The organism is Nocardioides salarius (genome assembly GCF_016907435.1).
In the GTDB taxonomy this organism is placed as follows: Bacteria; Actinomycetota; Actinomycetes; order Propionibacteriales; family Nocardioidaceae; genus Nocardioides; species Nocardioides salarius.
On the sequence record NZ_JAFBBZ010000001.1, the window covers coordinates 522975 to 543148 of the forward strand.

The 20174-nt window shown below is 72.3% G+C and carries 19 protein-coding genes; 2 read left to right on the plus strand and 17 right to left on the minus strand.

What is annotated here, in order from left to right; all coding sequences use genetic code 11:
- The first annotated feature begins 1 nt into the window (after nt 1).
- Together ybaK and JOE61_RS02605 are read left to right on the plus strand one after the other, a co-directional pair.
- Nucleotides 2–496 carry a Cys-tRNA(Pro) deacylase gene (ybaK, locus tag JOE61_RS02600; protein WP_193669184.1) on the plus strand — a complete coding sequence of 165 codons (495 nt, stop codon included), beginning with the start codon at nt 2–4 and terminating at the stop codon, nt 494–496.
- A gap of 69 nt (nt 497–565) precedes the next feature.
- Nucleotides 566–1741 (plus strand): IS30 family transposase, encoded by a 1176-nt coding sequence (locus JOE61_RS02605; protein WP_239553304.1) that lies wholly within the window; start codon nt 566–568, stop codon nt 1739–1741.
- 98 nt (nt 1742–1839) lie between these two features.
- On the opposite strand, the gene JOE61_RS02610 is transcribed toward JOE61_RS02605, so the two are convergent.
- From JOE61_RS02610 to ftsW, 17 genes are all read right to left on the minus strand, one after another.
- Entirely contained in the window at nt 1840–3519 is a 1680-nt protein-coding gene (locus JOE61_RS02610; protein ID WP_193670360.1) for a hypothetical protein, read from the minus strand.
- Between the two features lie 21 nt (nt 3520–3540).
- Nucleotides 3541–4143 (minus strand): hypothetical protein, encoded by a 603-nt coding sequence (locus JOE61_RS02615; protein WP_193670361.1) that lies wholly within the window; start codon nt 4141–4143, stop codon nt 3541–3543.
- Nucleotides 4128–7700, minus strand: coding sequence for a DNA polymerase III subunit alpha (gene dnaE, locus JOE61_RS02620; RefSeq protein ID WP_227492160.1), 3573 nt, complete (start codon nt 7698–7700; stop codon nt 4128–4130). Before dnaE ends, JOE61_RS02615 begins: the two co-directional genes overlap by 16 nt.
- A 132-nt stretch (nt 7701–7832) precedes the next feature.
- Nucleotides 7833–8543, minus strand: a complete 711-nt coding sequence (locus tag JOE61_RS02625) for a GNAT family N-acetyltransferase (RefSeq protein WP_193670362.1) — start codon at nt 8541–8543, stop codon at nt 7833–7835.
- Nucleotides 8533–9471, minus strand: a complete 939-nt coding sequence (locus JOE61_RS02630) for an RluA family pseudouridine synthase (RefSeq protein ID WP_193670363.1) — start codon at nt 9469–9471, stop codon at nt 8533–8535. The genes JOE61_RS02625 and JOE61_RS02630 overlap by 11 nt, the downstream gene beginning before the upstream one ends.
- Nucleotides 9468–10034, minus strand: coding sequence for a signal peptidase II (gene lspA, locus JOE61_RS02635; RefSeq protein WP_193670364.1), 567 nt, complete (start codon nt 10032–10034; stop codon nt 9468–9470). The genes JOE61_RS02630 and lspA overlap by 4 nt, the downstream gene beginning before the upstream one ends.
- Nucleotides 10007–10465, minus strand: coding sequence for a TraR/DksA family transcriptional regulator (locus tag JOE61_RS02640; RefSeq protein ID WP_193670365.1), 459 nt, complete (start codon nt 10463–10465; stop codon nt 10007–10009). Before JOE61_RS02640 ends, lspA begins: the two co-directional genes overlap by 28 nt.
- Nucleotides 10466–10821: 356 nt before the next feature.
- Nucleotides 10822–11580, minus strand: coding sequence for a DivIVA domain-containing protein (locus JOE61_RS02645; protein WP_227492161.1), 759 nt, complete (start codon nt 11578–11580; stop codon nt 10822–10824).
- 116 nt (nt 11581–11696) lie between these two features.
- The gene (locus JOE61_RS02650; RefSeq protein ID WP_193670367.1) at nt 11697–11987 is read right to left on the minus strand and encodes a YggT family protein; all 291 of its coding nucleotides are present in this window, start codon (nt 11985–11987) and stop codon (nt 11697–11699) included.
- Between the two features lie 61 nt (nt 11988–12048).
- A complete protein-coding gene (locus JOE61_RS02655) occupies nt 12049–12564 on the minus strand; it encodes a cell division protein SepF (protein WP_193670368.1) in 516 nt (171 codons plus the stop codon).
- Between the two features lie 54 nt (nt 12565–12618).
- Nucleotides 12619–13314, minus strand: coding sequence for a YggS family pyridoxal phosphate-dependent enzyme (locus JOE61_RS02660; protein WP_193670369.1), 696 nt, complete (start codon nt 13312–13314; stop codon nt 12619–12621).
- Nucleotides 13311–13997, minus strand: a complete 687-nt coding sequence (locus JOE61_RS02665; protein WP_193670370.1) for a purine nucleoside phosphorylase YfiH/LACC1 family protein — start codon at nt 13995–13997, stop codon at nt 13311–13313. The genes JOE61_RS02660 and JOE61_RS02665 overlap by 4 nt, the downstream gene beginning before the upstream one ends.
- Nucleotides 13998–14011: 14 nt before the next feature.
- A complete protein-coding gene (gene ftsZ / locus JOE61_RS02670; protein WP_193670371.1) occupies nt 14012–15238 on the minus strand; it encodes a cell division protein FtsZ in 1227 nt (408 codons plus the stop codon).
- Between the two features lie 355 nt (nt 15239–15593).
- Nucleotides 15594–16352 (minus strand): cell division protein FtsQ/DivIB, encoded by a 759-nt coding sequence (locus tag JOE61_RS02675; protein WP_193670372.1) that lies wholly within the window; start codon nt 16350–16352, stop codon nt 15594–15596.
- Nucleotides 16345–17775 carry a UDP-N-acetylmuramate--L-alanine ligase gene (gene murC, locus JOE61_RS02680; RefSeq protein WP_193670373.1) on the minus strand — a complete coding sequence of 477 codons (1431 nt, stop codon included), beginning with the start codon at nt 17773–17775 and terminating at the stop codon, nt 16345–16347. Before murC ends, JOE61_RS02675 begins: the two co-directional genes overlap by 8 nt.
- A complete protein-coding gene (gene murG, locus JOE61_RS02685) occupies nt 17772–18872 on the minus strand; it encodes an undecaprenyldiphospho-muramoylpentapeptide beta-N-acetylglucosaminyltransferase (protein WP_193670374.1) in 1101 nt (366 codons plus the stop codon). Before murG ends, murC begins: the two co-directional genes overlap by 4 nt.
- A gap of 10 nt (nt 18873–18882) precedes the next feature.
- Nucleotides 18883–20151, minus strand: coding sequence for a putative lipid II flippase FtsW (ftsW, locus tag JOE61_RS02690; protein WP_307822767.1), 1269 nt, complete (start codon nt 20149–20151; stop codon nt 18883–18885).
- Between the last annotated feature and the right edge of the window lie 23 nt (nt 20152–20174).

The window sequence follows — 20174 nt, forward strand, 5'->3', positions numbered from 1 at the left end:
CGTGGCCCGCCGCTCCCGCGACCGCTCCCCCACCACCCAGGCCACGCTGGCGCTGGCGCGCGCCGGCGTGGAGCACGTGGCCCACACCTACGAGCACGACCCCCGCGCGACGTCGTACGGGCTGGAGGCGGCGCAGGCCCTCGGCGTCGACGCGGCGCGGGTGCTCAAGACGCTGCTGGCCGAGGTCGACGGGCGGCTCGCGGTCGCGGTGGTGCCCGTCAGCGCCCAGCTCGACCTCAAGGCGCTGGCCCGGGCGCTGGGCGGCAGCCGCGCGGTGATGGCCGACCCCGCCGTCGCCGAGCGGGTCACCGGGTACGTCGTCGGCGGCATCTCGCCGCTGGGCCAGAAGAAGGCGCTGCCGACCGTCGTCGACGCCGGCGCGCTGGAGCACCCCACGGTGCTGGTCTCCGGCGGGCGCCGCGGCTTCGACCTCGAGCTCTCCCCCACCGACCTGGTCGCCCTCACCCGGGCCACCACCGCCCCCGTCTCCCGCTGACCCGGCCCATATCTCCCGCCTGGGTTCTAGGAAGTGATGCAACACCTCAGATGACTGAGGAGCTGCGTTATGGCACGTCCGATGAGGCCCAGGGAGTTGGACCGTCCGTTTTGGGAGGCGATCCGTTCTGGTCTGGGGGTGAAGTCGGCTGCTCGCGTGGCGGGCATGTCGGCGACCACTGCGAAGCGGGTCTTCAGCAAGGCTGGCGGGGTGAACCCTGTTCCCGTGAATCCGCCGGTGGGCCGATACCTGTCGTGGTTCGAGCGGGAGGAGATCGCGGCGCTGACCCACGCCGGCCATGGGATGCGAGAGGTCGCGCGTCGCGTCGGTCGCAGCCCGGCCACGATCAGCCGTGAGCTGGCCCGTGGCCAGACCGGGCGCGGGTACCGGGCTTCGGTGGCTCAGGCCAAGATCGATCGGGGTCGTAGCGCTGCGCGCAGCGCGAAGCTGGCCACCAACCTGCGGCTGCGCCGGGCGGTCCAGGAGCGCCTGGAGCAGGACCTGAGCCCCGAGCAGATCGCTGGCAGACTCAAACTGGACTTCCCCGACGATGCGGAGATGCGGGTGTCGCCCGAGACGATCTACCAGTCGCTGTACGTCCAGGCCCGCGGCGGGCTCAAGCGCGAGCTGACCACCCATCTGCGCACCGGACGCTCGATGCGCAAACCCCACCGCCGTGAGGCCGAGAGACGCGGCCGGATCCCCGACATGATCATGATCAGCGAACGCCCCGCCGAGGTCGAGGACCGTGCGGTGCCCGGGCACTGGGAAGGCGACCTGATCCTCGGCTCGACCGCTTCTGGGTCCGCGGTCGGCACCTTGGTCGAGCGCACCACCGGGTTCGTGATGCTGCTGCACCTGCCTGGTGACCACGGCGCCGCAGCGGTCCAAGAAGCGCTCGTGGCCAAAATCGCGACCCTGCCCGAACAGCTGCGCGGCTCGCTGACCTGGGACCAGGGCAGCGAGATGGCCAACCACGTCGAGATCACCAAAGCCACCGACCTCGACGTCTACTTCTGCGACCCGCACTCGCCCTGGCAACGCGGCTCGAACGAGAACACCAACGGCCTGCTGCGCCAATACCTGCCCAAAGGCGGCGACCTGTCCTTCTACGGACCCGGCCTACTCGACAACATCGCCACTCAGCTCAACACCCGACCCCGCAAACGCCACGGCTTCCTCACACCCGCCGAAGTCCTTGACCAACTACTCTCACAACCACCCACCAACCACGGTGTTGCGTGACTACCTGGAATTCGCCCCGCCGAGCCGGCCCGAATCTCCCGCCGAGCCGGCCCGAACTTCCCGCCGAGCCGGCCCAGACTTCCCGCTGGCGCAGGAGGTCAGTCGGTGGTTAGGCGCACCCGGAGCCGGAGGACGTCGTCCTCGAGCCAGCTCGCCGCGCCGAAGGCGGCGAGCGGGGCGAGGTCGTCGAGGACCTCGGTGGCCTCGTCGGGTCCTCCGAGCTGCTCGAGCGCCTCGGCGACCACGGCGCGCACGGCATCCAGGTCGAGGTAGCTGATCCCCTCGGCCCGATCGGCGTCGGGCAGCACCGTGCGGAACCGCTCGCTGCGACCCAGCTCGCCGCCATCGGCGACCTCGTCGAGCCAGGGGCCGTCCAGCCCCACCGCCACACCGGCGTCGCCCTCGGCGAGACCGACCAGCCCGGCGTCGGGGCCGAGCTGGTCGGAGAGCGCCTCGACGACCTTCTCGACGTCGTCCACCTCACCGTCCACCTTCAGCGCCAGCGGGAACGACGTCGGGTCGGGACCGAGCATCTCGGCCGGGTCCACGCCGCCACCGATGGCCAGGGCCACGCCTCCGCCCACGGCGGCCTCGAGGTCGGAGCCGGTGAGACCCGTGAGCCTGACCAGCTCGTCGGCGAGCTCGTCGGCCTCCACGAGACCCTGCGAGGTGTCGGCCAGGTAGGTGAGGAGCTCGTCGAACCAGCCCTCCTGCACCCCCATCGCGTAGGCGAGCCCGGTGTCGGCGGGCAGCGAGCCCACCAGCTCGGAGACGTCGCCGCTCAACGCACGCAGGTAGCCCGACTCGCCGATCGACCCCGCCCCCTCGAGCTCGAGCGCGCCGTCGGCGAAGCGCAGCTGGGCACCGGCACCCGCGAAGTCGCCGAGCGCCTCCTCGACCTGCTCGGGCAGCTCGTCCTGCCCCGGGACGCTCAGGCCCAGGTCCTCGGCGAGGGCAGGGTCCCTCTCCACCAGCCCGGCCAGGTAGGGGCCTGCGGCGGGCGCGGCGTACAGCGTCACCAGCCCCTCCCCACCCGCGGCGGAGGTCCAGCGCTGGAAGTCCTCGTCGTCGGCCAGCGTGCCCTCGGCCACCAGGTCCTGCACGCGCCCCAGGCTCTCGGCATCCTCGGTGGCCAGCAGCCAGTCGCCCTCGACCGACCAGGCGAAGCTCGCCTCCCCCGAGTCGTCGCCGCACGCGTCGATCTCCGCGAGGCCCTCGTCGGCGGCCTCGGCGTCGGTGACCTCGACCGCCACGACGGCAGCGGGCGCGTCGCCCCCGAGGTCCACGGCCGCCACGCCGAGCCGGTCCCCGAGCCACGGCTCGACGTCCTCGCCGTGGCTGAGTCCCGTGCAGGGAGCATCCTCGAGGACCAGGTCGACGAGGCGCTCCTTGAGGTCGACGTCGCTGGCATCCCCCTCGAGGTCGAGCTCCTCGGCGAGGGCCGGGAACTTGCGCAGCGTCTCGAGCGCCTGCAGCTTCTGCTGACCGCTCGGGTCGAGGGTGAGCCCGACGTAGCCCAGGCTGTCGGCGGGCAGCGCCTCGGCGGCGGACCCGCCGTCGGCGAGGTACCACCACGCACCGAAGGCGACGCCACCGGCGACTCCGAGCCCCAGCACGCCCAGGCCCGCGAGCAGCAGCGGACGCCGACGCCGGCCACCCCTGGCGGGGCGACGACCCCCGCCGGACTCGAGGTACTCCGGGGTGCCGCCCTGCCAGGCTTCGTGGGGCTGGTGCGGCTCGGGGTTCGGCTGGTTCTCAGGGGGCTGGTGGTTCGTCACCCGCGGAGGGTACCCGCGGCACTAGCGCTCCCGTGCACCGAGCGGGAGGGCGAAGTACACGCCGCTCAGGCCCACGAGCGCCCCCAGGGGCCAGGCCACCAGCGCCCCCAGACTGTCGAGGCTCAGGTCGCTGGGCAGGCTCGCGCCACGACCCGCGGTGCGGGCCAGCTCCTGCGGGTCGGCCGGACCGAGCACCGCGCCGACCTGCCACATCACCACGGCCGCCAGCACCGAGGCCACCAGCACCACCACCAGGGCCAGCAGCTCCCGGCCGAGGAGAGCCAGGCTGGACAGCGCGCCCAGCACGACTCCCCCGCCCAGCGCGAGAACGACGTACTGCGCGGTGCCGGCGAACTCGTTGCGCAGCGCGTCGAGGTCGTAGCGGCCCTCGGCGTCGACGGGGAACCACTCCTTGCGGAAGACCGTGCCCGTGGACGGCTCCCACCAGCGCTCCCAGACCCAGCCCAGCGCGGCCCCGGCGACGAGGAAGACCAGCACGACGCCCAGCGCCTGCAGCAGGCTCGCGCGCAGCCCCGCCCGCGCCCGGCGTACGTCGCCCGGTTGCGCGAGCGAGGAGCCGAACGGGTAGTGGTGCGACGACGAGTGGGTCAGCTGGTCAGGCATCCCGGACCCAGCAGCGCCTTGAGGTCGGCGAACAGCGCCGGGGTCGGAGTGACCCGCAGCCGGTCGTCGAGCCTCATCACCTTCGTCGCCTCCCGCGTCATGAGTCGCAACCGTACTTCGGTCATCCCAGGGTGGGTGCCGAGCACGTCCTTGAGCTGCTCGACCACGGGGCCGGTGCAGCGCGTCGAGGGCATCGAGATGACGACCGGGCCCGACGGGCCGTCGGAGATGTCGGGGACCGAGACCTCCTGGCCGTGGATCTCGGGCTGGTCCTTGCTGCGCGAGAGCCGGCCCTTGACGGTCAGGATCGCGTCCTCGACCAGCAGCGTCGAGGCCAGCTGGTAGGCGCTGGGGAAGAGCAGCACGTCGATGCCGCCGTCGAGGTCCTCGAGCGTGATCATCGCCCACGCGTCGCCGCGCTTGGTGATCTTGCGCTGCACCGACGTGACCAGCCCGCTGATGGTGATCGGCGAGCCGTCGGTGCGGTCCTCGTCGAGCATCAGCTGGCCGATGGTGCAGTCGGAGCCGTTGGCCAGCACGTGCTCCAGGCCCAGCAGCGGGTGGTCGGAGACGTAGAGACCGAGCATGTCGCGCTCGTGGGCCAGCAGCGTGGTCTTGTCCCACTCGTCGATGTCGGGCACCGTCACCGAGATCCCGAAGGAGCCGCCCGCGTCGTCGTCCATCCCGCCGAAGAGGGAGTCCTGGCCGATCGCCTCGTTGCGCTTGATGTCGACGTACTGGTCGACGGCGGTCTCGTGGATGGCCACCAGCGCTCGGCGGCGGTGCTTCATCTCGTCGAAGGCCCCGGCCTTGACCAGCGACTCGATGACGCGCTTGTTGCACACCAGCGCCGGCACCTTGTCCATGAAGTCGTTGAAGTCGGTGTAGCGGCCCTTCTGCTCGCGCCCCGAGACGATGCCGTCGACGACGTTGGCCCCGACGTTGCGCACCGCGGTCAGGCCGAAGCGCACGTCGTTGCCGACCGGGGTGAAGTTGGCGGCCGACTCGTTGACGTCGGGCGGCAGCACCTGGATCTTCATGCGTCGGCACTCGTTGAGGTAGATCGCCGACTTGTCCTTGTCGTCCTTGACCGAGGTCAGCAGCGCGGCCATGTACTCGGCCGGGTAGTTGGCCTTGAGGTAGGCGGTCCAGTAGGACACCACGCCGTACGCCGCCGAGTGCGCCTTGTTGAAGGCGTAGTCGGAGAACGGCAGCAGGATGTCCCACAGCGTCTTGATGGCGGCGTCGGAGTAGCCCTGCTCCTTCATGCCGGCCGAGAAGCCGGCGAACTGCTTGTCGAGCTCGGCCTTCTTCTTCTTGCCCATCGCGCGCCGCAGGATGTCGGCCTGGCCCAGCGTGTAGCCCGCGAGCTTCTGGGCGATCGCCATCACCTGCTCCTGGTAGACGATCAGGCCGTAGGTCTCGCCCAGCACGTCCTCGAGCGCCTCGGCGAGCTCGGGGTGGATCGGCTCGACCGGCTCACGACCGGTCTTGCGGCGCGCGTACTTGTTGTGCGAGTCGGCACCCATCGGGCCGGGGCGGTAGAGCGCGCCGACCGCGGAGATGTCCTCGAAGGTGTCGGGGCGCATCGAGCGCAGCAGCGCGCGCATCGGGCCGCCGTCGAGCTGGAAGACGCCCAGCGTGTCGCCGCGCTGCAGCAGGGCGTAGGTGTTCTCGTCGGTCAGCTCGAGGTCCTCGAGGACCACCGTCTCGCCGCGGTTGGCCTCGATGTTCTTGATGGCGTCGTCGAGGACGGTCAGGTTGCGCAGCCCGAGGAAGTCCATCTTGATCAGGCCGAGGCCCTCACAGGTGGGGTAGTCGAACTGGGTGATCATCGCGCCGTCGGCGGGGCGCTTGAGCAGCGGGATGACGTCCTCGAGCGGCTCGCTCGACATGATCACGCCGGCGGCGTGCACGCCCCACTGGCGCTTGAGGCCCTCGATGCCGATGGCGGTGTCGACGACCTTCTGCACGTCGTTGTCGGCGTCGTAGAGCTGGCGGAACTCCCCGCCCTCGCCGTAGCGGGCGTGCTCGGGGTCGAAGATCTGCTGCAGCGGCACGTCCTTGCCCATCACCGCCGCGGGCATCGCCTTGGTGATGCGGTCGCCCATCGCGAAGGGGTAGCCCAGGATGCGCGAGGAGTCCTTGACGGCCTGCTTGGCCTTGATGGTGCCGTAGGTGACGATGTAGGAGACCCGGTCGTCGCCGTACTTCTCGGTGACGTACTTGATGACCTCGCCGCGCCGGCGCTCGTCGAAGTCGATGTCGAAGTCGGGCATGGAGACGCGGTCGGGGTTGAGGAAGCGCTCGAAGATCAGCCCGTGCACCAGCGGGTCGAGGTCGGTGATGCGCAGCGCGTAGGCGACCATCGAGCCCGCGCCCGAGCCGCGGCCGGGGCCGACGCGGATGCCGTTGTTCTTGGCCCAGTTGATGAAGTCGGCGACGACGAGGAAGTAGCCGGGGAAGCCCATCTGGGTGATCACGCCGAGCTCGAACTCGGCCTGCTTGCGGACCTCGTCGGGGATGCCGTTCGGGTAGCGGAACTGCAGCCCGCGCTCGACCTCCTTGACCAGCCAGGAGTCCTCGTTCTCCCCCGGCGGGCAGGGGAACTTGGGCATGTACTTGCCCACGCCCTCGGAGAACTCCACGTCGCAGCGCTCGGCGATCAGCAGCGTGTTGTCGCACGCCTCGCGCAGCTGGTACCTGTCGGCCCACAGCGCCCGCATCTCCTCGGCGGACTTGATGTAGTAGCCGTCCCCGGAGAAGGCGAAGCGCTGGCCGGGGCCGTCACCGGCGGGGATGTCCATCGTGGAGCCGGAGTTGATGCACAGCAGGTGCTCCTGGCTCTTGGCGTCCTCGCGCATGACGTAGTGCGAGTCGTTGGTGGCCAGCAGCGGGATCTTGAGGTCGCGGCCGAGCTCGAGCAGGCCGTCGCGGACCCGGTTCTCGATGTCGAGGCCGTGGTCCATCAGCTCGAGGAAGTAGTTCTCCTTGCCGAGGATCTCCTGGAAGTCGCCGGCGGCCTGGCGGGCAGCGGCGTAGTTGCCGTGGCGCAGGTGCACCTGGATCTCGCCGGAGGGGCAGCCGGTGGTGCCGATGATCCCCTTGCCGTGCTGCGAGAGCAGCTCGCGGTCCATGCGCGGGTGCTTGAAGAAGCCGTCGCGCCACGCCCCGGTGGAGAGCCGGAAGAGGTTGTGCATGCCCTCGGTCGACTCCGAGAGCAGCGTCATGTGGGTGTAGGCGCCGCGGTTGGAGACGTCGTCGGGCCCGCCCCCGTAGAAGTTGACGCCCTTGCGCTCGAAGCGCGAGATGTTGGGCGCGAAGTAGGCCTCGATGCCGATGATCGGCTTCACGCCGGCGGCCTTGGCCTTCGAGTAGAACTCGTAGGCGCCGAACACGTTGCCGTGGTCGGTCATGGCGATGGCCGGCATGCCCAGCTCGGCCGCGCGCTCGGTCAGCGCGCCCAGCCGGGCGGCGCCGTCGAGCATGGAGTACTCGGTGTGCACGTGCAGGTGCACGAAGGAGTCCGACGAGGTCGCCATGGTCGCGAGCAGCATCCCTTCGGGATCGGTGCGGTGGGGCAGCATCGAGCGCGACCAGCGCAGGGCACCGGGGTCGTACGTCGATCCTGGGGGAAGGACGTCAGCCTACGCGACCGACACCGACAGGTTGCCAGGGCGCACCGACACTCAGGTCCGCTCGGCCGCCGCGTCCAGGGACTCGGTGATGATGGCGTGCGCGATCCGCTCGAGGCGCTCGACACCGAGCTCGGGAGCACGGGTCGCGAGCGACTCGGCCACGGCGCGCTCGCGCCCCGGGTCGCGCCTCGTGGTGTCCTTGAAGGGCTGGATGGCGCGGGTCAGCGCCGCGCGCCGCGCCAGCAGGTCGCCCAGCTGGGCGTCGACGTCGTCGACCAGGCCGCGCAGGAACCGCAACGGCTCGGCGCCCGGCCAGGCCAGCCGCACGTCGGGGGCGCCCTCCTCGTTCGCCGAGCCGTCGGTGCTCTCGAGCTCGACGAGGCCGTGGCCCGCGTAGAACGCCCGGGCCGGGGCGTTGGAGGCGAAGACCCACAGGCAGAAGCCGTCGGGCTCGCGCGCCTTGACCAGGTCGAGCAGCGCGCCGCCCACGCCTCGCCGCGCCGCCACCGGAGCGACGTACAGGTCGTCGAGCCAGCCGGGGGTCAGCCGGGCGTAGCCCACGACGCCGTGGTCCGCGAGGTCGGCGACCCACACCTCGTCGGTCTCCACCCGCGCCGCCAGCCACCGGGCGACGTCGGCCTCGCCGTGCACCGGGGCGGGCATGGGAGCGGCCCGGCGGGCCGCCACGTGCACAGCAGCCAGCGCTGCGGCGTCGCCCGGCTCGGCCGGGCGCAGCCACAGGTCGCTGGTGTCAGTGGGCATCGCGGATCGTGTCGAGCGCGCGGGCCAGGTCGTCGGGGTACGACGACTCGTACTGGACCTGCTCGCCGGTGTCGGGGTGCTCGAAGCCCAGGCGCACCGCGTGCAGCCACTGCCGCTCGACGCCGAACCGCTTGGCCAGCACCGGGTCGGCGCCGTAGGTCAGGTCGCCCACGCAGGGGTGCTTCAGGGCGCTCATGTGCACCCGGATCTGGTGGGTGCGCCCGGTCTCGAGGTGGACCTCGAGCAGGCTCGCGAAGCGGTGCGCCTCGAGCGTCTCGTAGTGGGTGACCGACGCACGGCCGTCGGCCATCACCGCGAACTTGTAGTCGGCCTTGGGGTGGCGGCCGATGGGGGCGTCGATGGTGCCCTCCAGCGGGTCGGGGTGGCCCTGCACGACCGCGTGGTAGGTCTTGTCGACCATGCGGTGCCGGAAGGCGTTCTTGAGCACCGAGTAGGCGTGCTCGGACTTGCAGATCACCATCACGCCGGACGTGCCGACGTCGAGCCGCTGCACGATGCCCTGGCGCTCGGAGGCGCCGCTGGTGGCGATCCGGAACCCGGCGCCGGCGAGGTGGCCGACCACGGTCGGCCCGCCCCAACCCGGCGAGGGGTGCACCGCGACGCCCACCGGCTTGTCGATCACCACGATGGAGTCGTCGTCGTGGATGATCTTGATGCCCTCGACGATCTCGGGCTTGACCTCGAGGGGGTCCACGACGCTGGGGATGCTGACCTCGAGGAGCGAGCCGGGCAGCACCCGGTCGCTCTTGCTCGGGGTGGCACCGTCGAGGAGCACGTGGCCCTGGGCCACGAGCTCGGCGGCACGGCTGCGGGAGAGCCCGAAGAGCCGCGCCATGGCGGCGTCGACCCGCTCACCGGCCATGGCGTCGGGGACGTGCAGGGCACGCTGGTCGGAGACCCGGGTCATGCTGCTCGCTCCTGCTCGTCGTCGCGCTCGCGGGTGCCGTCGAGGCGCACGCCCCGGAAGGCCTGCACCAGGATCAGCGCCGCGGCACCGTTGATGGCCATGTCGGCGAGGTTGAAGACCGGCCAGTTGGGCAGCATCAGGAAGTCGATGACGTGACCGCGCATGGGTCCGGGGGCACGGAAGACCCGGTCGGTCAGGTTGCCGAGCACACCGGCCATCAGCAGTCCCAGGCCCAGGGCCCACAACCGGCTGCGCAGCCGGACGCTGAGGTAGGCCACCACGACGGCGGCCACGATGGACAGCACGCTGAGCACCACGGTGTACTCGGTGCCGGTGCTGAAGGCGGCCCCCGGGTTCTTCACCAGCCGCAGGACCAGCAGGTCGCCCACGACCGGCACGTCGGGCTCCCCCTCGAGCCGGCTCACGGCGAGCACCTTGGTGCCCAGGTCGAGCGCGTAGCCCGTCAGGGCGACGACGGCGAAGAGCGCCCAGGTACGTCGGCGGGTCGGTCGGTCCTCGGGTGCTGCGGCCGGGTCTATCGCCGCTCCTCGCGCTGCTTGCATGGCATGCACAGTGTCGCACGGGGGAAGGCCATCAACCGCAACTTGCCGATCGGCTGACCGCACGACTCGCACTGCCCGTAGCTGCCGTCGGCGATGCGCCCCAGGGCCCGGTCGATCTGGGCGAGCTTGTCGCGCTCGCTGTTGAGCACGCTCAGCTCGTGGTCGCGCTCGAAGCTCGTGGCGCCGACGTCGGCCTGGTCGAGCCCGGCTCCGTCACCGGAGTCGCGCATCAACCCGTCGAGCTCGGCCTCCATCTCCGCCACGACGGCGGCGCTGTGCTCGCGCTGCTCGTTGAGCTCGCCGAGCAGCTCGTCGAGCTCGCCGGGGGTCCAGGCCTCCTCGTCGGACTTGACGACCAGCGCCTCCGCGGCTGCCGGGGCCTTCTTGGCGGTCTTCTTCGGGGCGGTCTTCTTCGCGGGTGAGCTCGTCACGGGCGCTGCCTTCTTGTCCGGGGTCGTGGTGGAGCGGGTCTGGTGTGCAGAGTCGTCGTCGCGGCCGCCCTCGTGGCGGGCGGTGCGTCGCCGGGGCGACCCTCGGCCCGGCGCGCGGACGATGCCACCTCAGCGGCGAGCATCCGTCGTCCACGAGCCATGGCGCCCGCCTCCCTCCGGCGACCCCAGCGGGGACCCGTCCCTGGCCGTGCGCCTCTTCTCAGACGACAGCGGTGGCACGGAGAGTAGCCCCTGGACCCGGGGCCTCAAAACCGCCACACCGGCACCGACGCACGACGCGGCCGACCCCACCGGGGTCGGCCGCGTCGGGAGCGGTGCTGGGGCGAGGGGCTGGATCAGCCCTCGTCCTCGCCGAGGATCGAGCGCAGGCGCTTGGGCTGCGGGCTCTCCTCGTTGCTGGTGTCGCCGGTGCCCTCGAGCGCCTCGAGCTGCTGGGTGAAGTAGCTCTTGAGGCGCGAGCGGTACTCGCGCTCGAAGGAGCGCAGGTTCTCCACCTCGCCGCTGAGCTTGTCGCGCTCGCGCTCCAGGTCGCCGAACATCTGCTGACGACGCTCGGCGGTCTCGGAGTCGAGCATCTGGGCGCGGGTGCGGGCATCGGACTCGAGCCGGTCGGCCTTCGACTTCGACTCGCTCTCGAGCCGCTCGGCCTTGGTGCGGGCCTCGCCGATGATCTTGTCGGCATCGTTCTTCGCCTCGTCGACCAGCTCGTCGGCGTTGCGGGTGGCGAGCTCGAGCAGCCGGGCGGCGGCGTTGGAGGCCTGCGGGACGGTCTCGACGCGGATGGTCTCGACCGGGGTCGCGGCGGCGGCCGCGACCGGTGCCGGGGTGGGCTCGGGAGCCGGAGCCGGCTCGGGCGCCTTCTCCTGCGGCTTCTCCGGGGCCGGGGCCGCGGCGGCTGCGGGCTGCTGCCCGGTGTCGCCACCGGACTGGGCCGACGCGAGCCGGGCGCGCAGGTCCTCGTTCTCCTTGGTCAGACGTGCGAGCTCGGCCTCGACCTCGTCAAGGAACTGGTCGACCTCCCCCATGTCGTACCCCTCGCGGAGACGGACCGGAGTGAAGCGCTTGTTGCTCACGTCCTCGGGTGTCAACGGCATGACCTCACCCATTCGTAGTCGTGGTTGTCCCGAGGAGCGCACTGCGTCCTCGACCTGTCGGATCGAACAATAGCCCCAAGACTGGGACAGGTGTGACACGCGGGTTCACCCCGGCCTCACAACATCGTGGCCGCGACCACGCTGCGCAGGATCCAGACGCTGATGAAGACGATCAGGAAGCTGAGGTCCAGGGCGATGCTGCCCAGCCGCAGCGGCGGCACCACGCGGCGCAGCGCCTTGATCGGGGGGTCGGTGACCGAGTAGACGGCCTCCAGCACCACCAGCACGGGGCCGCGTGGCGACCAGTCGCGTGCGAAGACCATCACCCAGTCGACGACGAAGCGGACCCACAAGAAGATCCAGAAGATCGTCAGGATGATGTAGATGATCGAACCGGCGACCTGCACGTCGGTCTCGTCTCCTGTTCAGTGACCCGGGCTCGCGTCCCGGGCCGGGGTCGCGCGAGCCTCAGCTCTGGTTGAAGAAGCCACCCTCGGCGATGCGCTCCTTGTCCTCGGCCGCCACCGTGACGTTGGCGGGCGAGAGGAGGAAGACCTTGTTGGTGACGCGCTCGATGGTGCCACGCGTCGCAAAGACCAGCCCGGCGGCGAAGTCGACCAGGCGCTTGGCGTCGGCGTCGTCCATCTCGGAGAGGTTCATGATCACCGGGACGCCCTCACGGAAGTTCTCCCCCACCGTGCGGGCCTCGTTGTAGGTGCTGGGGTGCAGGGTCGTGATGCGGGACAGCTCGGCCACCACTCCGGTCGGGCCGGGCGCCGGACGACGGCGCTCGGCGAGGTCTGCCACGGGTGCGGGGCGGTTCTCGCGCGCACGCTCGTGTCGGGAAGGGCCGGGGGCGGCCACGGGACGGGTCTCGGCGGTGTAGTCGTCGCTGGGGTCGTGCTCGCCGTGGTCGCCGTCGTACCGGCCGGTGTCCTCGACGAGACCGAGGTACTCGCCGATCCTGCGCATCGCGCCGCTCATGGTGGTGCCCTCCGGATCTCGAGCGTCCGGTGACGGACGCCTGGTGGTGTGAATCTAACGGACCGCAGGCCTCGAACCGAGGATTGCGGAGCCGACGCGCACGTGTGTCGCGCCGGCGGCGACGGCCTGCTCGAGGTCGCCGCTCATCCCGGCCGAGAGCCGGTCTGCCTGGGGGTGGTCGGCCAGCAGGTGCTCGCGCACCCGGGCCAACCGGTCGAACGCCGCGCGGGGGTCCTCGCCGAGCGGTGCGACGGCCATCAGGCCCCGCAGCCGCAGGTGCTCGCTGTCCGCGACGGCCTGCGCCAGCGCGGGTACGTCGTCGGGTGCGGCGCCGGCGCGGTGCTCGGCGCCCGGCGGGTCGAGGCTGACCTGCACCAGCACGTCGAGCGGGCTGGCCCGCTCCGCGGCACCGCGGTCGAGGCCGCGCACGAGCTTGGGGCGGTCCAGCGACTCGACGACGCCGGCGTAGCGCGCGACGGCGGCGGCCTTGTTGCTCTGCAGGGCGCCGATGTAGTGCCACACGAGGTCGAGGTCGGCGCACTCGGCGGCCTTGGCCTCGGCCTCCTGGTGCCGGTTCTCCCCCACCTCGCGCACGCCCAGGTCGGCCAGCAGCCTGACGTCGGAGGCGGGGAAGAACTTGGTGACCACGACCAGGCCGACCTCGTCGTCGCGGCCCGCCGAGGCCCGGGCCGCGTCGATCCGCTCGCGGACCGAGGCCAGGCCGGCCGCGAGCTCGGCACGGCGGCTCACGACGTCCACACCAGGCCGGCCATCCGGCCCGCGGTGGCACCGTCGCGCCGGTGGGAGTGCAGCGCAGGGTCCTCGATCGTGCACCGGGCGACCTCGGTGAGGCTGACGTCGAGCGCCTCGAGCTGGGCTCGCACCCCGGCCCCGAGGTCGAGCGAGGGGGTCCCCCACGTCGTCTCGGACCAGGTCTGCGGCACCACCGCTGCCACCTCCTCGCGCATCTGCTCGGGCACCTCGTAGCAGCCGCCGCACACGTGCGGGCCGACCCACGCGTGCACGGCCACCGCGCCGTGGTGGCGCATCTGCTCCACGGCACGGGCCACGACCGAGAGCGCGACGCCCGCCCTGCCGGCGTGCACCGCTGCCACGACGCCACTGCCGGCGTCGGCCAGCAGCACCGGCACGCAGTCGGCGACCCGGACCATCAGCCCGAGCCCGGTGGTGAGCGTGACCAGGGCGTCGGCCGTGGGCACCTGCTCCGTGGGAGCCGGGCCCGGCTCGTCGACGAGCAGGACGTCGGCACCGTGCACCTGGTTCATCCGCGCGAAGCGGACACCGCAGGCGCTCTCCACGAGCGGCAGGGCCTCGGCGAAGCCCGGGCGCAGCCCCTGGAGGTCGACGCTGGAGTCGGTGAAGGCGACGTCGACACGGACGTCGCCCTCACGGTGGTCACGGAAGCTGTACACGAACCCTCAGGCGCTCACTTCAAGAAGTCGGGCACGTCGAGGTCGTCGTCGTCGAACTGGACCTGGCGCGGCGCCGGCTTGGGAGCCTGCGGAGCCGACGGGGCGAAGGTCTGCTGCGGGGCGACGGCGGGCCGCTGCGGCGCGGAGCCCTGACGGGCACCGGCCTCGACCTTGTCGCGCTCGTCGCGGCGGCTCGCTGCCGCACGCGCCGCCTCGCGGGTCTCCTCCTGGCTCTGGCTCTGCTGCTCGCGCGGCTCGCGACGCAGCACGGTGCCCTCGTCGCGGCGCTTGGGGGTGCCGCCGTCGAAGCCGGCGGCGATCACGGTGACGCGCACCTCGTCGCCGAGGGCGTCGTCGATCGTGGCGCCGAAGATGATGTTGGCCTCGGCGTGCACGGCCTCGGCGACCAGCGCCGCGGCCTCGTTGATCTCGAAGAGGCCCAGGTCGGAGCCACCGGCGATCGAGAGCAGCACGCCGTGGGCTCCGTCGATGCTCGCCTCGAGCAGCGGCGAGGAGACCGCCATCTCGGCCGCGGCCACCGAGCGGTCCTCACCGCGCGCCGAGCCGATGCCCATCAGCGCGGAGCCCGCGTTGGCCATCACCGACTTCACGTCGGCGAAGTCGAGGTTGATCAGGCCGGGGGTGGTGATCAGGTCGGTGATGCCCGAGACACCCTGCAGCAGCACCTGGTCGGCCTGCTTGAAGGCGTCGAGGACCGACACGTTGCGGTCGCTGATGGAGAGCAGCCGGTCGTTGGGGATGACGATCAGCGTGTCGACCTCCTCGCGGAGCCCGGCGATGCCCTCCTCCGCGGAGTTGGCGCGACGACGTCCCTCGAAGGCGAAGGGCCGGGTGACGACGCCGATGGTCAGCGCGCCGAGCGACCGAGCGATGCGGGCCACGACGGGAGCGCCGCCGGTGCCCGTGCCGCCGCCCTCGCCGGCGGTGACGAAGACCATGTCGGCGCCCTTGAGCACCTCCTCGATCTCGTCGGCGTGGTCCTCGGCCGCGCGGGCCCCGACCTCGGGGTTGGCGCCGGCGCCGAGGCCGCGGGTGAGCTCGCGGCCGATGTCGAGCTTGACGTCGGCGTCGCTCATGAGCAGCGCCTGCGCGTCGGTGTTGATGGCGATGAACTCGACGCCCTTGAGACCGACCTCGATCATCCGGTTGACGGCGTTGACACCACCACCACCGATGCCCACGACCTTGATGATGGCCAGGTAGTTCTGTGCTGCTGCCACGGTGGCTCGCCTCTCGCTGAGTGCTCGGTTGGTTTCGTTGCTGTGCTGGGTCGTGCTGGGTCGTGCTGGGTGATGCGGTGTGGTGCGGGGTGGTGCTGAGTCCTGGGGCGACGGGTCGGCGTGTCTCTCAACTCTGACCCTCAGGTAGAGGGTTATAGTTATGTCAACCTCGTCGTGGTCACGACAGTAGGCAGCCGGCGTACCCGCTCGGCGCCGACACACCGCGTGTCGGCGTCTTTTCTGAGATGGCGCCGCGTGGGTCCGCTCACACCCGCGCCCGGCTCCGGGGTCGGTGGGAGGTCCGGGCCGGCTCGGCGCGAAGTTCAGGCCGGGTCGGCGCGAAGTTCGGGCCGGGTCAGCTGCGGGTGGTGGGGGTGGCGGGCACGGAGACGTCGAGCACCCGGCCGTCCTGCTCGAGCAGCACCTCGAGGACGCGTGCCTTCTGCTCGGCGTCGGAGCTGCTGCCCCAGACCACCTCGCGCCCGTCGCGCAGCAGCAGGCGGATCTGGTCGACGGTGCCGACCTCGACGTGGTCGACGTCGGCGGCCAGCCCCTCGGGCAGCGCGGCCACGACGGCGGCGCCCTCGCGCAGCGCCTCGCTGGTCACGCCGGAGAGCGCGTCGACGCGGGGCAGGTCGGTGGGGGTGTCGCGGTAGTCGCGGAAGACCACGCCCTCGGCGTCCATGCCGCGCAGCGTCGAGCCGATGCGCACCACCGCCACGGCGACCCGCTCCTCGACCTCGACGCGCACGCCGTCGGGCCAGGCGCGCGTCACGTCGGCGCTGCGCACCACGGCCAGCGCCTCGACCCGCGCACGCACCGCGTCGAGGTCGATGCGGGCCACCGGGTCGCCCACCGGCACCGAGGCGGCCTCGCGGACCTCCTGCTCGCTCAGCACGTCGGCGCCGGCCACCTCGACCTGCTCGACGGCCAGCAGCGAGGAGAACCAGACCGACCAGACCCCGACCACGAGCAGTGCGAGCGCCAGCACCGCGATGACGACGTAGCGCAGCCGCAGCCAGCGCCGCGACCACTGGCGGCGCGCGAAGCGGCGCTGCGAGGAGGCCGCGACGGTGCCGGTGGACGTGCTCGCGCGGGTGCGGGTCTCAGCCACCTGGCGCCTCCCGCAGCAGCTCGAGCACGCGGGGCCCGACCTCGGTCACGCTGCCGGCGCCCAGGGTCAGCACCAGGTCGCCGGGGCGGGCCCGGTCGACGAGGGCGGCCGGCACGTCGGCGATGTCGGGCACGAAGGCGACACGCTCGGCCGGCAGCGGCACGTGGTCGGCGACCAGCGCGCCGGTGACCTCGGGGTCGGCGTCCTCGCGGGCCAGGTGCACGTCGAGCACCACGACCTCGTCGGCGGCGCCCAGCGCGACGCCCATGGCGGCTCCGAAGAGCCGGGTGCGCGAGACGAGGTGGGGCTGGAAGGCCACGACGACGCGGCCCTCCCCCGCCACCGAGCGCGCGGCCTCGAGGTCGCCGGCGATCTCGATGGGCTGGTGGGCGTAGGAGTCGTAGACGCGCACGCCACCGGCCTCGCCCTTGGCCTCCATCCGGCGGCCGGTGCCGCCGAAGGCCTCGAGCCCGTCGCGCAGCCCCTCGAACGGCATCCCGAGCCGCAGCCCGACCCCGAGCGCTGCCAGCGCGTCGAGCACGTAGTGCCGACCGGGGATGGCCAGGCGCACCCGGCCCAGCTCGCGGCCGCGGTCGACGACGGTGAAGGAGGACGTGGTGCCCTCGAGGACGACGTCGAGCGCGCGCAGGTCGGCGTGCTCGCCCTCGCCGACACCGACCAGCTCGAGACCGCGGGCGGCGGCCAGCGGGCGCAGCGCCTCGGCCCCGGGGTCGTCGACGCAGGCGACCAGGAAGCCGTCGGCGTCGATGGTGGTCACGAACTCGGCGAAGGCCGCGCGGTAGGCCTCCTCGGTGCCCCAGGTGTCGAGGTGGTCGGCACCGACGTTGGTCACGATCGCCGCGTGGGGGCGGTAGACCAGGAAGGCGCCGTCGCTCTCGTCGGCCTCGGCGACGAAGAGGTCGCCGGCCCCGGCGTCGGCGTTGCGCCCGGTGGCCGACAGCACGCCGCCGACGGCGTACGTCGGGTCGGCGCCGCAGGCGAGCAGGGCCACGGTCAGCAGCGACGTGGTGGTGGTCTTGCCGTGCGTGCCGGCCACGGCCAGCACCCGGCGCTCGGTCATCACCGAGGCGAGCCCGGCCGAGCGCGGCAGCAGCCGCAGCCCCCGACGGCGGGCCTCGAGGACCTCGGGGTTGTCCTCGCGCGCGGCGGTGGTGACCACGGCGGTGTCACCGGGGCCGAGGTCGCCGAGGTGGGCGGGGTCGTAGCCGAGGTGGCAGGTGACCCCCGCCTCGCGCAGCGAGGGCAGGAAGGGGGTGTCGTGGTCGTCGCTGCCGGTGACCTCGACACCGCGGGCGGCCATGATGCGCGCGATGGCCGACAGGCCGGCCCCGCCGATGCCGACGAAGTGCACGCGGCCGAGCTCGTCGAGGCCGGGCACCACCTCGGGGACCGGCAGCCTCATCGCGTCGCTCCCCCGGCCTCGAGCACGATGCGCGCGAGCGCCTCGTCGGCGTCACGGGGCACCAGGTGGCGCGCCGCGGTGCTCATCGTGGCCAGCCGGGCGGCGTCGGTGGCCAGCGGCACGACGTTGGCCACCACCCACTCGGCGTGCAGGTCCTCATCGCGCACCAGCAGCGCTCCCCCGGCCTCGACGACCGGGCGGGCGTTGAGCTCCTGCTCGCCGTTGCCGATCGGCAGCGGCACGAAGACCGCGGGCACCCCGGTGGCGGCGGCCTCGACGACGCTGTTGGCCCCGCTGCGGCAGACCATCAGGTCGGCGGCGGCCAGGGCGAGGTCCATCCGGTCGACGAAGTGCTCCACGACGTAGGGCGTCGCGGTCGCCGTGGTCGCACCGGGCTCGGCCTCCCCGCGCGCGCCCACGACGTGCAGCACCTGCACGCCGGCCTCGCCGAGCTGGCGGGCGGCGCCCGAGACGGCCTGGTTGATGCGCCGCGCGCCCTGGGAGCCTCCGGTCACCACCAGGGTCGGGCGGTCGGGGTCGAGCCCGAAGAAGGCGCGTGCCTCGGCGCGCAGCGCGTCGCGGTCGAGGGTGGAGATCATCCGCCGGATCGGCAGGCCGACGTACTCCGCGCCCGGCAGCGGGGTGTCGGGGAAGCTGACCGCGACCCGGCCGCCGCGCCGCGAGGCGACCCGGGCGCCGAGCTTGTTGCCCAGGCCGGGCAGCGCGTTCTGCTCGTGCACCACCACGGGCAGGCGGCGCTTGCGGGCGGCCAGGTACGCCGGCACCGAGACGTAGCCGCCGTAGCCGACGACCACGTGCGGGTCGACGCGGTCGAGCACGGCGTGGGTCTCGCGCACCGCGGCGCGCACCCGGGCGGGCACCTTGAGCAGGTCGACGCCGGGCTTGCGCGGCAGCGGCACCGGCGGCACCAGCTCGAGGGGGTAGCCGGCCGCGGGGACCACGGTGTTCTCCAGGCCCCGGGGGGTGCCCAGGCAGGTGATCTCGACCGTCGGGTCGAGCCGGCGCAGCGCGTCGGCGGTGGCGAGCAGGGGCGAGGTGTGGCCGGCGGTGCCGCCACCGGCGAGGAGGATGCGCATCGGGCTCAATCTAGGCGGTGGGGCTGCTGTGCGAGGCACCGGCCGCGACCCCCGCGGCGCGGCCACGGCGACGGGCGGTCAGGGCGCGGGCGGCCTCGGGCTCGCTGCGCGCGAAGCCGATCAGCAGGCCCAGCGCGACCAACGAGGGCAGCAGCGAGGAGCCGCCGTACGAGATCAGCGGGAGCGGGATGCCGATGACCGGCAGCAGCGCCAGCACCATGCCGACGTTGATGATCATCTGGCCCACGAGCCAGACCACGATGCCGAAGCTGGCGTAGCGCACGAACGGCTCCTGGGTGTGCCGGGCCACCCGCAGCGCCGCCAGCGCGATGGTCAGGAAGAGGACGACGACCAGGAGGGTGCCGACCAGCCCGAGCTCCTCGCCGAGCACGGCGAAGATGTAGTCGGTGTGCGCCTCGGGCAGGTCGCCCCACTTCTGCTGGCTGGCGCCGATGCCCTGCCCGAACCAGCCGCCCGAGGACAGCGCGTAGAGGCCGTGGGCGGGCTGCCAGCCGGTGTCGAGGTAGTCCTGGAAGGGGTCGGCGAAGTTGGTGATGCGCGCGACCCGCTCGGTGTCGGTGGCGGCCAGGCCGATCGCGGCCACGCTGACCAGCGAGATCGCCAGCCAGAACAACCGGGCGGGGGCGCCGACGACCCAGAGCATGCCGAGCAGGATCGCGAAGAAGATCAGCGCGGTGCCGAGGTCGCGACCGGCCACCACGAGCAGGGTCGCGAGCAGCAGGCCCGGCACGACCGGCACCACGAGCTGGTGCAGGCTGTGCAGGCGGCGCTCCTTGTTGGCGTAGATGTGGGCGGCCCACAGCACCAGCGCCAGCTTGGCGACCTCGGAGGGCTGGATGGCCAGGGAACCGACACCGAGCCAGTTCTGGTTGCCGTTGACGGTGGTGCCCACGAAGGCCGTGGCCAGCAGCAGCACCAGCGAGAAGAGGTAGGCCGGGTAGGCCAGCGCGCGCACCCAGCGCAGCGGCATCCGGCTGGCCACGAACGCCGCCGGCAGGCCGAGCGAGAGCCACATCAGCTGGCGGCGCACCACGGCGTAGGAGTCGCCGTCGTAGACCTTGAACGACCACACGCTGGAGGCCGAGAGCACCATCACCAGCCCGATGGTCAGCAGCAGGGCCGAGGCACCGACGAGCAGGTAGTAGGACGTCAGCGGCCGGTCGAACGCCTCGCGGGCGCTGGCCACCGAGGCACGCAGGTGGCCGAGCCGCCGAGGGAGCCCCATGTCGCCGGAGTCGTCAGGGACTGCTGTGGTCACCTCGGCCCCTCTCCTGGTCCTGC